13 protein-coding genes are annotated in these 14,414 nt (G+C 39.1%); 5 read left to right on the plus strand and 8 right to left on the minus strand.

Annotated features, from left to right (window positions below; genetic code table 11):
- Positions 1 to 506 precede the first annotated feature (506 nt).
- Positions 507 to 986 carry a hypothetical protein gene (locus CK510_RS14495; protein ID WP_095722386.1) on the minus strand — a complete coding sequence of 160 codons (480 nt, stop codon included), beginning with the start codon at positions 984 to 986 and terminating at the stop codon, positions 507 to 509.
- A gap of 507 nt (positions 987 to 1,493) precedes the next feature.
- On the opposite strand from CK510_RS14495, the gene CK510_RS14500 reads away from it, so the two are divergent.
- Positions 1,494 to 2,807, plus strand: a complete 1,314-nt coding sequence (locus CK510_RS14500) for a cation:proton antiporter (RefSeq protein WP_095722376.1) — start codon at positions 1,494 to 1,496, stop codon at positions 2,805 to 2,807.
- Here CK510_RS14500 and CK510_RS14505 read toward each other — a convergent pair.
- Entirely contained in the window at positions 2,804 to 3,955 is a 1,152-nt protein-coding gene (locus CK510_RS14505) for a saccharopine dehydrogenase family protein (protein ID WP_095722377.1), read from the minus strand. The genes CK510_RS14500 and CK510_RS14505 overlap by 4 nt on opposite strands.
- A 190-nt stretch (positions 3,956 to 4,145) precedes the next feature.
- Between CK510_RS14505 and CK510_RS33980 the strand changes: the two genes are divergently transcribed.
- Positions 4,146 to 4,277 carry a hypothetical protein gene (locus tag CK510_RS33980; RefSeq protein ID WP_281257025.1) on the plus strand — a complete coding sequence of 44 codons (132 nt, stop codon included), beginning with the start codon at positions 4,146 to 4,148 and terminating at the stop codon, positions 4,275 to 4,277.
- Between the two features lie 151 nt (positions 4,278 to 4,428).
- Here the strand turns inward: CK510_RS33980 and CK510_RS14510 are convergent, their stop codons facing one another.
- Both CK510_RS14510 and CK510_RS14515 read right to left on the minus strand, forming a co-directional pair.
- Complete coding sequence (locus CK510_RS14510) at positions 4,429 to 4,587, minus strand: type II toxin-antitoxin system antitoxin (RefSeq protein ID WP_245912153.1); 159 nt, start codon at positions 4,585 to 4,587, stop codon at positions 4,429 to 4,431.
- Positions 4,588 to 4,621: 34 nt separating this feature from the next.
- A complete protein-coding gene (locus CK510_RS14515) occupies positions 4,622 to 5,116 on the minus strand; it encodes a hypothetical protein (RefSeq protein ID WP_095722379.1) in 495 nt (164 codons plus the stop codon).
- 562 nt (positions 5,117 to 5,678) lie between these two features.
- On the opposite strand from CK510_RS14515, the gene CK510_RS14520 reads away from it, so the two are divergent.
- The 3 genes from CK510_RS14520 (at position 5,679) to CK510_RS14530 (ending at position 10,222) form a co-directional block, all read left to right on the plus strand.
- A complete protein-coding gene (locus CK510_RS14520) occupies positions 5,679 to 7,070 on the plus strand; it encodes a CmpA/NrtA family ABC transporter substrate-binding protein (RefSeq protein ID WP_095722380.1) in 1,392 nt (463 codons plus the stop codon).
- 213 nt (positions 7,071 to 7,283) lie between these two features.
- Complete coding sequence (gene ntrB, locus CK510_RS14525) at positions 7,284 to 8,120, plus strand: nitrate ABC transporter permease (protein WP_095722381.1); 837 nt, start codon at positions 7,284 to 7,286, stop codon at positions 8,118 to 8,120.
- Positions 8,121 to 8,221: 101 nt separating this feature from the next.
- Positions 8,222 to 10,222, plus strand: a complete 2,001-nt coding sequence (locus tag CK510_RS14530) for an ABC transporter ATP-binding/substrate-binding protein (RefSeq protein ID WP_095722382.1) — start codon at positions 8,222 to 8,224, stop codon at positions 10,220 to 10,222.
- A gap of 206 nt (positions 10,223 to 10,428) precedes the next feature.
- Here CK510_RS14530 and CK510_RS14535 read toward each other — a convergent pair whose 3' ends face one another.
- The 4 genes from CK510_RS14535 to CK510_RS33455 all read right to left on the minus strand — a co-directional run.
- Positions 10,429 to 11,178 (minus strand): ABC transporter ATP-binding protein, encoded by a 750-nt coding sequence (locus CK510_RS14535; protein WP_095722383.1) that lies wholly within the window; start codon positions 11,176 to 11,178, stop codon positions 10,429 to 10,431.
- Between the two features lie 122 nt (positions 11,179 to 11,300).
- Positions 11,301 to 12,518, minus strand: coding sequence for an ABC transporter permease (locus tag CK510_RS14540; protein WP_095722384.1), 1,218 nt, complete (start codon positions 12,516 to 12,518; stop codon positions 11,301 to 11,303).
- Positions 12,519 to 12,547: 29 nt separating this feature from the next.
- Entirely contained in the window at positions 12,548 to 14,023 is a 1,476-nt protein-coding gene (locus CK510_RS14545) for an efflux RND transporter periplasmic adaptor subunit (protein ID WP_095722385.1), read from the minus strand.
- A 166-nt stretch (positions 14,024 to 14,189) separates the two neighbouring features.
- On the minus strand, positions 14,190 to 14,414 hold a 225-nt coding region (locus CK510_RS33455), incomplete at its 5' end, for a HEAT repeat domain-containing protein (RefSeq protein WP_281257026.1).

The raw sequence follows: 14,414 nt of genomic DNA on the forward strand, positions 1-14,414 counted from the left end.
AAATAAACTTTAACAAAATTAAATCATTGCCAGGAATATTTTAAATAATGTCAAAAGTAACACACTGGCTATTCTAGCTAAAATAATTGCTAGTAGCCATATGACTGCATTACATTTTTTTATCTATGTAATATTATTGTCTAGGTAGGTTATATAGTTACTACATTTACTTAGTTGGGAATACTTTACGCTGCACGAATAAGAGGTAGAAAGTTGACCTTACTCGAATCCAAAATGGTATAAATTTGTTTTAGGAAGTTCCAGAAAATAAAATATTCCAATGATAGACTTACTATATCATTCGTAAGGGTGGGGAAACCCTGCCCCTACAATGAAAGGAGAATTTATTTCTTGGTGTTCGTTTAGAGTGTGTTATCAAAAAAAATATCAAGTCTCTCGCTTCGTATAAAACCCGCTTTTTGTTGGTATTTAAGAGTTAATGGTGCGTTATGGACTACCATCCTAACGCACCCTAGATTTAATTGGAAGTCACTAAGTTGCAAAAATTAGCTGACTTTGCGTTTGAGATGTAAACCATCGATTCCTTCCTTAATCCAGCTAATGCAGTCAAATTCAGATTTGAAGATTTTAGGTGCTGCAATGTTATTCAAGCTTTCTGGTGAATAATGGTCGTAGTGATATTTTCCTGCTTCTTCGGAAACAATAATTAAATTGTTTCGGTAAGTATAACGATTTTTGAAGGCATCATCCTTGTTAACAAGTTCTAAGTTTTTGTCAATCAGGTGTCGATCAATATATTTTTTGCCAATATCAATGATATTGTCAATGCTGTCACCGTAAATTTCGGTTGGATTTTCAGCTTTATGCAGTTTATTCCTACTACCATTTTCTGCTAGGAGTTTGTAAGAATAAATTTTGCCGCGACTACCATTCCCGATAAAAGTATTACCAATCTTATTACAAACGAAAGGAATGATGAGATAACCACGATATGAGACGGAATTTTCATAGATTAGACGACTCATTTTACGCTCCTGTGATGCACCATTTGTTCTTAAAATCAGATATGGGAAATCAATAGACAATTTCACATATCTAAAAGCTTGAGCGGACTATTTTTTGATTTAACTGAGACTGACTTTAGTTAAGTAGTTAAAATAAATGGTAATTATAGTTACCATTAGTTTTTTCCTTGTTTGTTGACAAAAGATTGAAACTACTAACTCCATCAGTTTGAGATTAAGAGCTTGAAGTTAAGACATTAGAACTTGAGTAAAAATAGTTACAAGTATCGGCTTGTAACGCAGGCTGTATTTAGCTCTTGGATTCAACTTACCATGATTAAGTGAAGATATAGATCGGGGGTGAAGGGTATTCTTGCGGAGAATTAATAAATCTGTCCTAGGGTGATGTTAATATCTGCGCGATCGCAATTAAGCTTTGATTGCTGGTAGGTGTTTAATTATTAATTAAGTTTACCAATACATTATATTTTATTTCCCTTCTTCCCTACTCTAAAATCTCTAATTCTTATGGTAGATATTTATATAATTGACTTATTCGTTATCGGTCTACTTTTACTGATGGTAACGTTAGGTTCTGGATGGATTTCACGTTTACCATTGTCTTTTGCTCTTATCTATCTTGTGGTTGGTATTGGCTTAGGTCCATATGGTTTTGGGATAGTTCAATTACGTACTTCGGGAACATTTAATGCAGAATTCTTAGAAAGAATTAGCGAATTAGTTGTCATTATTTCAGTGTTTAGTTGTGGTTTAAAAATAGTCCGTCCTCTGACTTTGAGAACATGGGATATTACTATCAGACTAATTGCTTTAGTAATGCCTATTACTATATTTGCCTTAGCTTTAGTGGGCAAGTTTTTATTAGGAATGGATTGGGGTGGAGCAATTTTATTAGGTGCAATTCTCGCACCAACTGACCCAGTATTAGCTTCAGAAGTTCAATTAACTGATATTAAAGATAAGGATGAACTGCGATTTGGTTTAACTTCTGAAGGTGGTTTAAATGATGCTTTAGCATTTCCTTTTGTTTATTTTGGGATTTATGCAATCAAAGATAATAATTGGAATAATTGGTTAAAATCATGGGTTGCGGTTGATGTTATTTGGGCGATTGTGACTGGTATTGTGATGGGAATTGTTGTAGCTAAAATAATTGTTTGGTTAGATCGTCGTTTACAACGCATCCGTCGTGCGGATGAAATAATGGAAGATTTTGTGGCAATAGGTATCATCTTATTAACTTATTCGTTAACAGAATTTGTGAATGGATATGGTTTTTTAGCTGTATTTGTTGCCGGGATTGTGACACAACGTAGTTATCGTAATCCAGAACAGCCATTAGCACAGTTAGAATTTATTGAACGGATTGAAAAGCTTTTAGAAATAGGCACAATTTTATTATTAGGTTCGATTTTATTAGCTAAACCGATGATGAGTTATGCATTTCAATCGCTAACAGTAATAGTATTACTATTTTTGGTAATCAGACCTTTAGGTGCTTGGATTAGTACAATTGGCAAGGGTTCTGTAAACTCTTCTCGTCGCAAAATGGATGTGCGAACTCGCTTGTTATTAGGTTGGTTTGGGATTCGTGGTGTTGGTTCGTTATATTATCTTGCTTATGCTTTTGGTAATGGGTTAAAAAACGAACTAGGGGAACAAATTGCCTGGATAACCTATACCACTATTGTGGTTTCGGTAATTTTACATGGTATTAGTTCGACTCCGTTGATGAATTGGTATGAACGTGACGTTGCGATCGCACATTCTAGAAATACTTCTTCTAATACAACTGTTGATGAATTTGAATCAGGAAATTAAATAAATAGAACAAATAAAATAAAGAGAGACGCGATATATTTTGTTTCTACATTAATTTTAATGTTGCGACTATGCATTGTTTGTTGAAATAAATCTGTTGGTAATGCTTCTTCGACGGGATATACACCAGGTTTACTAAATTTGCCTTCTAATAATAATTGGGCTATGCTACCCGTACCAGCAGCAGCAGCAACGGCTGTATTCTCATGGACTAAGGTAGAACAACAGATAGCTGTTTTGTTATCTTTTGTTCCTGTAACTTGCGATCGCACTACTACCCCAATCCCACTAAAATTGTCGGTAACATTGGTCATCTGATGACTAACGTTCGATAAAAATTCCACCCCAAATTTACTTTGAATCCACGACTTGGGGAATGCATGTGCTGCAATCCAAGTCAAGTGATTGTAAAAATCTGGTACAGAACCAAATTTAGTAATTACATTTTTGATTTCTGGGAAAGCTTTGGGTAAAGTGAAGGCTTCTGGCATATCAAACCAGTAAACTCCACTATCTCCATAAGGTGGAGGAAAATTAATCGTTTCCCGTTGTGTGTAAGGTTTAACGACTTGCCATTTGCCATCAATCCAAGACTCGAAAGAATTTTGTAAACCCAAAAAGGTGGTTCGCATGACTGTAACCCCAGCACCACCTGAACCTGCTACCAAATAACTTAAATGAATTGTTTCTGCTGTATCAAGTTGTTCAATATTATGGCGTACCATACTGTTAGAAATACCGGGAAAAATCCCTGTATTCACAATTGCTGTAATTCCGGCAGCAAGAGCTTTATCATGGTATTTTAACGCCTTGATGGTAAACGAACGATGGTCACTAACATCAAGATAATTTACACCATACTCAATACAGAGTTCGAGAACCTTAGTATCGCGGTAGTGAAAAGGACCAGCACAATGTATGACAAGATTAGAGGATGTGGTTTCCGTGGAAAGCTGTGCGATCGCATTTCGCAATTTTTCTTCCTCCATCAAGTCTAATACCAAAAACTTGACAGGCTTGTCTTCGGTTTCTGTTGCTGGTGTTCGTCCAGTTATAGTAACTTCAGCCTGCGTATGGGTGAGAATATCCACGGCAACACTTTTACCAATCCTTCCCCGTCCACCAAGAATCAAAACCTGCTTAGTCATAGTTTTTACATGTTTCTACCCTATATCTATTTCATCAGGTTTTGACTCAGGTTTCATCGGTAGCAAGGATGACGTTACATATCTCAAAAACTATCCCAAAACAGAGGAGTGCATAACCTCACATTACCCAGCGCTATAGATATTACAGCAAGAGTTAATCAGCAAGTCCCATTTTCCGATAGGAGAGTTTATGTATAGCATTATTTCTTTGGAAGCAGCACTTCAATTCCTCACAGTGACATTTACATGTTCGACTGTATGTTTAATCCTAGTTTCTAAAATGTTGTTGGAAATCGTTGAGTTAATGGAAGCTGGTGAATGAGAAGGAGACAGAATACGGAATATTTTGACTTTTTAATATACAAGTCTTGATTAAATAGTTAAAATTTAACAATTAATTGGTTTTTGAAAAAACAACTTTATATTTCATCCCCTGGAGACGCGATATATCGCGTCTCTACATTAATCATTAATTAATCATCATTAGATTTACTTTTATCCCCCTTCCATCGTCCTGATTTTTTTGCTGCTTCAGTCAAAAGATACTCAATTTGGGCGTTGACACTTATTAAATCATCTGCTGACAATTTTTCCAACACCTCATAAAGCCGCAAATCTAAGCGCAGAGGCAAAAATGCTTCCCTTGTCTTAAAAATCTCTAGCTGCTTATTTAGTGAATAACTGCGACTCCACTAAACCCGTGCCTATTGCATAGCAACTTTTACGAACTTCATTGGGAACTTGATATATTGCCACATTATGCGGATGAGTAAATCCTTCTTTAAATTCAATGCAATTTTTGACGATATTCCAAGCATCCTGGGTTGCGACTTTCACATGCTTATCAAACCCGTGATTTGTATATCCTTGATATTGCTTTTCTAATTTGCTAATTGCACCGATAAATCTTGCTTTTTCCTTTGCATGTGCTTTTCTGGCATCACAAATCGCTGTCGCTGCTTGATTCATCTGTTGCTGTTCCCAACCACTCGTCACTTCTCTAACATCTGCCATACATTCGCTCAGTTTGACGCGGTTTGGTTGCGATTCTCCGTCCAAGTTGGGGACAACCAAACTAGAAACCACATTTTGAGTAACAATGCTGAGTGCGATCGCAAAAAATACTATCGGAAATATTTTCTGGTGAGATATTTGTTTCATAGGAAAAGCTACTGATTACTATTGATGAGGTTTATACCTAAGACTATAGGGTTTGATTTAAGGCTTTAACCCGTCAGCCACAAAGTTAACACTTTACTTTTCTTAATATTATGACGAGCTTATCAATTGTATATATAGATAATTATCTGATTTTGGCAAAATCATAGATTATTACCAATGATAAATATGTGTTTTATAGTATGCATTGATGAAATAAGCATGATTTGGTGTCGATACATAAGTTTTTACTTATAGGACTAATCTAATATTTGTTTAATAATTGCTGTTTGACAATGAACCAAATTACTATTAAAGGCTGTATGCTTATTTAAACGACGTTAATTAAGTTTTATCAGTAACACGTAATATTAACGTTATCTAAATGACTAGCTTTTAGTAAGTGATTTACTAATTTGTCTAAACTTAGAAATAAGTAAGTATAAATTTTGTAAATACTAAATTTAAAATTTTCAATACAAATTTAGCGACGCAAGAAACAATAAGTTTCTCTTGCTTAGTTTTACTATGCCCAAAAAAAAAAGTTACAACTAAAGGAGATGCTATGTCGGAGTTTTTTAATCAGATTTCTCGTCGTAAATTCATCATTACAGCAGGTGCATCTGCGAGTGCAATATTGCTGAAAGGTTGTTTGGGAAATCCTCCAGAAGCTGGTAGTGGTAATTCATCTGGTTCGACTTCAACTTCGGGGACAACATCAGCACCAGTTGCAAATATTAGTCCCGAACAAAAACCAGAAACAACAAAGGTAAAATTAGGATATATTCCGATTGTTGAATCTGCGCCATTAATCATTGCCAAAGAAAAAGGCTTTTTTGCTGAGTATGGAATGCCCGATGTTGAACTAGCAAAACAAGCTTCTTGGGGTGCAGCGCGAGATAATGTAGAAATTGGTTCTGCTGGTGGTGGTATTGATGGTGGACAATGGCAGATGCCAATGCCACATTTGATTACTGAAGGTTTGATTACCAAAGGCAATCAAAAGATTCCCATGTATGTGTTGTGTCAATTGATTACCAATGGGAATGGAATTGCGATCGCGGGTAAATGGGCTGGTAAAGGTGTGGGTTTAAAACTCGATCAAGCGAAGTCTGCGATTACCGCTCTCAAATCAGCACCAGCTCCATTCACTGCTGCACAAACCTTCCCCGCAGTAAATCAAGATTTTTGGATTCGTTACTGGTTCGCTGCTAGTGGTATCGATCCAGATAGTGATGTGAAGTTGTTGACAGTGCCAGCAGCCCAAACTGTCGCCAATATGAAGACGGGAACGATGGATGCATTCAGTACGGGGGACCCCTGGCCCTACCGCATCGTCAAAGATAAAATTGGTTTTATGGCTGCATTGACGGCGGAAATTTGGAAAGATCACCCTGAAGAATACCTAGCAATGCGAGGTGACTGGGTGGATAAACATCCGAAAGCAACAAAAGCAATCATCAAGGGGATAATCAAAGCACAGCAGTGGTTGGATAACTTTGAGAACCGCAAAGAAGCATCAGAAATTTTAGCTGGACGGAATTATTTCAACCTTCCCGCAGACATAATCGCCGAACCATACCAAGGTGTTTATGATATGGGTGAGCGCAAAATTAACGATAAATCACTTGCGGCTTTGTACTGGAAAGATGGAAAAGGTAACGTCTCCTACCCATATAAGAGCCACGACTTATGGTTTATTACTGAGAGTGTGCGCTGGGGATTCTTACCAAAAGATTATATTGAGAATGGTGCGGCAAAAGCAAAAGCATTGATTGATAAAGTTAATAAGGAAAATATTTGGAAAGAAGCTGCCCAAGAAATGGGAGTTCCTGCGGCAGACATTCCCACTGCCACATCCCGTGGTGTCGAAGAGTTTTTTGATGGTGTGAAATTCGATCCAGAAAAGCCTGAAGAATATTTAAAGAGTCTCAAAATCAAAAAAGTTGTACTTTAGTTAATCGTTAGGAACGAAAATTTATTAATATACAATTCTTTGTAGGTTGGGTTTCGCTATTGCGAAACCCAACCTAAATCGATACAGTCAAGAGTTGTATTTTATTTAATCCACATTCCTTAGTTTTCAAGCTCATTAGTTTCTGCTAATAATTAACGATTTACGACCAATAATATCCCCAATCATTGAGATACAACCCCAAGGAGAGCATCGATGACAACAGTCCAAAGACGACCTACGAATACTAACTATGAGAATAGCTTCATTAAACTCTTGCGAAAGCAAATACCTGGCTTAATACCCCCTGCGATCGCACTGCTAATATTTCTAACAATTTGGCAACTTTTTTCTTGGATACCCGGAGCAACTTTACCAGGACCTATAAAGGTAGTTGCAGATACTTGGATGCTGATTTTATATCCTTTTTATGATAACGGTGGTCTTGATAAAGGCTTATTTTGGCAGATTCTCGCCAGTTTACAACGGGTTGCAATTAGCTACACCTTAGCCGCAATTGTAGGTATTGCTTTAGGTGTTTTAATTGGTGTGAATAAAACCATCAATCAAGCCTTAGATCCTCTCTTCCAGTTATTAAGAACAGTTCCACCTTTGGCTTGGGTTCCTATTTCCTTAGCTGCACTTCGTCAAAATGAGCCTGCTGCGCTGTTCGTTATTTTTATTACCGCAATTTGGCCCATATTGCTAAATACTGCGGTGGGTGTAAAAGAGATTCCCAGCGACTACAACAACGTTGCCAAGGTGTTGCAACTCAACAAAAAAGATTATTTCATTAATATCTTGATTCCTGCGGCATTACCTTACATCTTCACTGGTTTGAGAATTTCCATCGGTTTGGCTTGGTTGGCGATTATCGCGGCAGAAATCGTCATGTCGGGTATTGTCGGAATTGGCTTTTTTATCTGGGATGCTTATCAGAATAATAATGTTAGTGAAGTAATTTTGGCACTAGTTTATATCGGTGTAGTTGGTTTAATGCTCGACAAGTTCATGGGTTGGTTGCAGAACAGGATTTTGCCTGAACAGAAGTAAAATTAAGAGTGACGAGTTAGAAGTATTAATAATTTCAACTCATAACTCATAACTTAAAAACTTACAACTTGCAAAAACTTCCTATTATCCCTATAAATACCATGTCTATCTTTGTTAGTGTTGACCAAATTGAAAAGGTTTTTGATTTAACTGGTGGTGGCAGGTACGTCGCTTTAAAAGGAATTGATTTACAAATTAAAAAGGGCGAATTTGTCTCTTTAATCGGTCACTCTGGTTGCGGAAAATCGACTCTACTAAATATGATTGCGGGTTTGGATTTACCTACCGAGGGATTAGTAACCCTGGAAGGACAAAGAATTACGAAACCGGGACCCGATCGCATGGTAGTATTCCAAAACTATTCTTTACTACCTTGGCGTACTGTGCGCGAAAATATTGCCCTTGCGGTGGATTCTGTGATGAGTGGATTGTCAGCAGAGGAACGTCAGGCAATTGTTGAAAAACATATCAAGATGGTGGGATTAGGTCCACACGCAGATAAACAACCGGGAATGCTTTCGGGGGGACAAAAACAACGGGTTGCGATCGCACGGGCTTTGGCAATTAAACCTAAATTACTCTTGCTAGATGAACCATTTGGTGCATTGGATGCTTTGACTCGTGGAAATTTGCAGGAACAGTTGATGCAAATCTGCGAAGAAAACGAAGTAACTGCGGTGATGGTGACACACGACGTTGACGAAGCGGTTTTGTTGAGCGATCGCATTGTCATGCTCACCAATGGACCAGAATCAAAAATTGGTGACATCCTCGAAGTTGATATTCCCCGTCCCCGCAAACGGATGGAAGTAGTGGAACACCCCAGCTATTACAGCTTGCGGAGTGAAATAATTTACTTCCTCAACCAGCAAAAACGCATCAAGAAACTACGTGCTAGAAAAACAGCCGCAGTATCCCGTCACGGGTTGGAAAAGGTCAATTTAGAGATTGGTTTTGTCCCCCTGACAGCTTGCGCTCCTATGGCGATCGCTAAAGAAAAAGGCTTTTTTGCCAAACATGGTTTGGATGATGTGCATCTCGTCCGCGAAACCAGTTGGCGTGGTATCGTTGATGGGATTGCGGGTGGATATCTGGATGCCGCGCAAATGCCTTCGGGAATGCCGATGTGGATGACTTTGGGTGGACATAAGAATAAACCATTGCCTGTTGTCTCTGCTTTAACTATGACTCGCAACGGTAATGCCATCACCCTGAATAAGAACTTCTTACAACAAGGTGTGCAGGATTTATCTAGCTTCCACGACTTCTTACTGCGTACCCGCGATAAACGGCACACAATGGGGGTAGTTCACCCAGCCTCAATGCACAATTTGTTACTTCGGTATTGGTTAGCAGCAGGTGGTATTGACCCCGACGAAGATGTGCATATTCAAACCATTCCCCCTGCTCAGATGGTGGTGGATTTGCAAAATGGTAGTATCGATGGCTACTGTGTTGGCGAACCTTGGAATCTTCGCGCTGCTGAAGAAGGTGCAGGTTTTACGATCGCAAGTGATGTGGAAGTTTGGTTGGGACATCCTGGTAAAGTGTTGGGAGTGCGGGAAGATTGGGCAGAGATGTACCCGAATACCCACATTGCTCTTACCAAAGCTTTACTGGAAGCTTGTTATTACTGTTCCCTACCGGAAAATGCTGAAGAAATTCGCCATATCTTAGCTAGACCTGAGTATGTCAGTACCAGTATTGATTATATCCAACTGGGGGACCCCTACGAGAATACCTGCGATTTAGAAAATCCAGTTGAATATGCTCACCACCAATTCTATGCGAAATCGGCAATCAACCGTCCTAGTCGTACCGAACAAATTTGGATTATGACCCAATTAGCACGCTGGGGTGATACACCTTTCCCCCGCAACTGGGTAGAAGTTGTGGAACGGGTATGTCGTGTTCGGGTATTTAGTACCGCAGCTCGCGAATTGGGCTTGGATATTAGTTATACTCGTCAACCCATCAAGTTATTCGATGGTACACCTTTTGATGCTGATAATCCCTTTGAATATCTCAATAAGCATAAAATTAAACGGGATTTCTCGGTTGCTGAGGTTGTTCTCGATTCCCCAACAAGGAAAGTCGCTTAGTAAAAGGCATGAAAAGAATCTCCTCACCGCTTAAGTCTACGGTAATAAGTTTGTTCCCCTGATATCTCGAAATTACCCCCCTTAGTCCCCCCTTATAAAGGAGGGAAACTAGAAATAGAAATCCAGTTCCCTCCCCTTTATAAGGGGAGGGTTAGGGAGGGGTAGTTTTATTTGGGGCTATTCAAGGTAATATTAATGAGTGTGGATTAAGAGTTTGCAACTTGGTTTAAATCGGCTGGCGTGAGGTTGGAATGGATAACTTCCCCATCTCGGAACCAAACAATACGTCTGGTTTGACGGGCTACTTCGGGTTCATGCGTCACCATAATGACGGTGATACCACTGGTGTTGAGTTCGGTAAAAATATCTAAGACTTCTTGTGTGGTACGGGAATCTAGCGCTCCTGTGGGTTCATCTGCGAGGAGTAAAACAGGACGATTGACAATTGAACGTGCGATCGCAACTCGTTGTTGTTGTCCTCCTGATAGTTGGTTGGGTTTGTTTTGCATCCGATTTTCTAAGCCAACTTTTATTAGTGCTTCGGCTGCCCTTTCTCGACGTTCGTTGTTAGGAATACCTGCATAAACCATTGGTAACATGACATTTTCTAGAGCGCTTAGTTGCTGTAATAAATGAAATTGTTGGAAGACGAATCCGAGTTTTTTATTACGAATATGAGCAAGTTCGTTATCTTCCATTTGAGCAACATCAAGGTTATCTAAATAATAATGTCCGGAACTGGGTCGATCTAAACAACCAATAATATTCATGGCTGTTGATTTTCCCGAACCTGATGGTCCCATAATTGCACAATATTCCCCTTCTTCAATAATTAAGTTTACATCCTGAAGGGCACGAACTTCGGTTTCTCCAATCCCGTAAATTTTAAAGATATTTTCTAAGCGGATAATCGTGGCAATTTTAGATTTTGGATTTTGGATTTTAGATTGAGTCATATAATTACTTAATTTTAGATTTTTATACTTGATTGTGAATTTTATATTTAAATAAAATCTGTTTGTATTTTGAGATTCTCAACTAATATAAATAAGTCTATTTAATCTAAAATCCAAAATTATTAAACACTTCTCAATGCCACAATTGGGTCAAGTTTTGCCGCACGACGGGCAGGAACAACACCAAAAAATAAACCGATCGCACCGGAAATTCCTACAGCAGACGCGATCGCAATTGGTGAAATCGCTGCTTCTAAGGGAGTCAAAGCACCTACTAGTAAAACTCCGGAAACACCTACAGCAGCACCAACCAAACCACCAGCAGCAGAAACAATAACAGCCTCAATCGTAAATTGCAAGAGAATATCTTGCTGGGTTGCACCAATTGCTTTCCTTAAGCCAATCTCACTGGTGCGTTCGGTGACGGAAACCAGCATAATATTCATAATCCCAATGCCACCAACAAACAGGGAAATTGCCGCGATCGCAGCTAACATTACTGTTAATGCTCCCGTAATTTGTCCGACGGTTTTTAATGCGTCTTTTTGTGTTCGTATCCCAAAGTCGTCTTCTCCGTTGATTTTATGACGCAGACGCAGCAAATTCGTGATTTGAAACACAGCAGCATCTACACTTTTACTATCGCGTGCTGAAGCGACAATGTAATCTACACCTAATCCATAGGGGGAATTGCGTCCAACTAAACGGTTGGCAGAGGTTGTAATTGGTATTACTAATGCCTTGTCGTAATCAGCACCAACACTCGAACCTTTTTCTCTCAGTACACCAATAATTTCAAATCTCGAATCTTTAATTCGTATTTGTTGTCCAATCGGGTTATTTGTCCCAAAAAATTTGGTGGCAAATTTACTTCCTAAAACCACAACTTGATTACTACGCTTCATATCGATATCGCTAAAAAAGCGTCCTTTTGTTGTGTCGAAATCCCGCACAATCAAGAAACTTGGAGTTGTGCCAATGATGTTTTCATCAGAATTACGATTTTTGAAAGAAACTCTTTGCCGACGATTTAATTCCGGTGCAACCCCCGCTACAGTGGGAACCTGAGATGCGATCGCTTCTGCATCTGCGAGGACTAAATTTTTGGGAACTTCAAAGGAAATTCGCTGGGTTTCTTCGTTTCCTGGTAACACAAATAAAATATTTGGTCCCAATGAGTTTAATTGCTTGGCAACGTATTTTTGTCCTGCTTCACCAACTCCAATCATGGCAATTACTGAAGCATTTCCAATCACAATTCCTAGCATTGTCAACGCACTACGTAATCTATTGGAAAGCAGGGTTTTTCCTGCCATTGTCATACTCTCGATGATGTTCATAGTTTAATGTGGAAATTGCCTCTATTCTCTTATTTCTCATTCTTCTCTTGTTCCTTCTGCTTTTGATATTCAGGAGGTGGATTTAAGAAGATGCGATCGCCTTGTTTAATTCCCTCTACAATCTGAGTTTGGTCTTTTATTTGCGAACCAATACTAATAGAGCGAAATTGCGGCTTGTTTTGGGCATCGGGAACCAACACACCAGTATTTCCCTTTTCGGTGACAATTGCTACTGTAGGGACTAATAAGGCATTTGCCACATCATCGCCTAAAAACGTCAAATCAACATTGAAGCCTGATCGCAATTTTTCTTCACCTGTAGTTATTTGTACCCGTACCTGAAATAATGTTACTCCTTCTTCCTTGACTGCTTCCGGTGCAATTAACCGTACTTTTCCTTTAAAAACCTGCTCTGGATAGGCATCACTGACGATTTCAACTTGCTGCCCTTCCTTAATTCTACCGATATCAGCTTCAGGAACGCTTGCTAATATTTCCAAACCACGCACTAAGGCAACGAGTGAGCTTGATGTCGCCGAAGCTGAAGCACTTGCGGAGGTAGTCGGCGTGACAAATGCACCGATATTTGCGTATTTTTGCGTAACGATACCAGAAAAAGGAGCGCGAATAATTGAGTCTTCTAAAGTCACTAATTCTGTCTGAAGTTGGGCTTGTGAGGAAGCTACAGCTGCCTGACGTTGGGCAATTTCCTCTGGACGGGAACCACTTTCCGATAGCTGTAAAGATGCTCTCGCTTCGGCTACAGCTGCTTGACGTTGGGTAATCTCCTCAGAACGAGTACCGCTTTGTTGCAACGATAATCTTTTTTCAGCTTCCCTTAGACTTGCTTTTGCGGCATTATCTTCGCTTAATGTCTGATCTAATAATTGTCTTTTTTCCGCACCTTGTCCAACTAAGTAACGGTAGCGTTTTACTTGTTCACTGGTATAAATTACCTTTGCCTGTGCTGCATCTACCTGTGCTTGGGCTTGAGCAATTTCCTGGGGACGATTTCCGGTACGAGCTGCTGCTAATTGGGCTTCAGTTTGGGCTAAACGCGATCGCACTTGGGCAATTTCTTGGGGACGATTTCCGGCACGTGCTTGATCTAACTGTGCTTGTGATTGTGCGAGATTTGCCTTTGCTTGCTGAATCCGAGCTTGAATATCATCGCTATTCATTCGGGCAATAATTTGTCCCTTTTGTACCTTGTCACCTTGTTCTACATACAACTGTGTAACAATCCCAGCATTTTTAGGGCTAATATTTACACTTTGGATTGGTGTCACTTTACCGCTAGCGGTAATTCGTAAAGTGACATTTTTAGCTTCCACAGGAACCGTAAGCTGTGAAATCTCTTCCTGACTTATCCCTTGCTTGCTAAAAGTTTGGGTTGCGATCGCGCCAAAAATGATAAATAAACCACCTACTAACAACCCTAACACCCAACGGGATGGAGGCTTTAACTTTTTACCAATGAGCGGAATTTCGATTTGTGTAGCCATAGAAGCATCCGTATCTGAATTTTGGGTAGGTATTAGTTAGAAGTTAGACTCAATCAGCAAGCAGTCTTATAGTATATATTGAAAGATTACTATTAGTAGTTGACTAACCATAATCTAAGTTTGTATATTTTTGCTTCATCTTTGCCCATAATAACCGCTCAGAGATTTAACTTACCTCACCTAAGCGGGTGATTTTTGTGTTGCCAGAAATACCAAGGTAAAACCAAGAAATAAATTCTCTTAAACGAGGAATTGTATTTTCATCGCGAGTATCGGCAATTTCCAACATTGCTCGGTTTCGCATGTTGGGATTAGGATGTTTGAGTTGCTCAAATAATGCTTCGGATGTCATATTTTTATTGTTAATTTTATTAATAAAATACTGTAGTTC

Source organism: Brunnivagina elsteri CCALA 953 (assembly GCF_002289455.1).
Classification (GTDB): Bacteria; Cyanobacteriota; Cyanobacteriia; order Cyanobacteriales; family Nostocaceae; genus Brunnivagina; species Brunnivagina elsteri.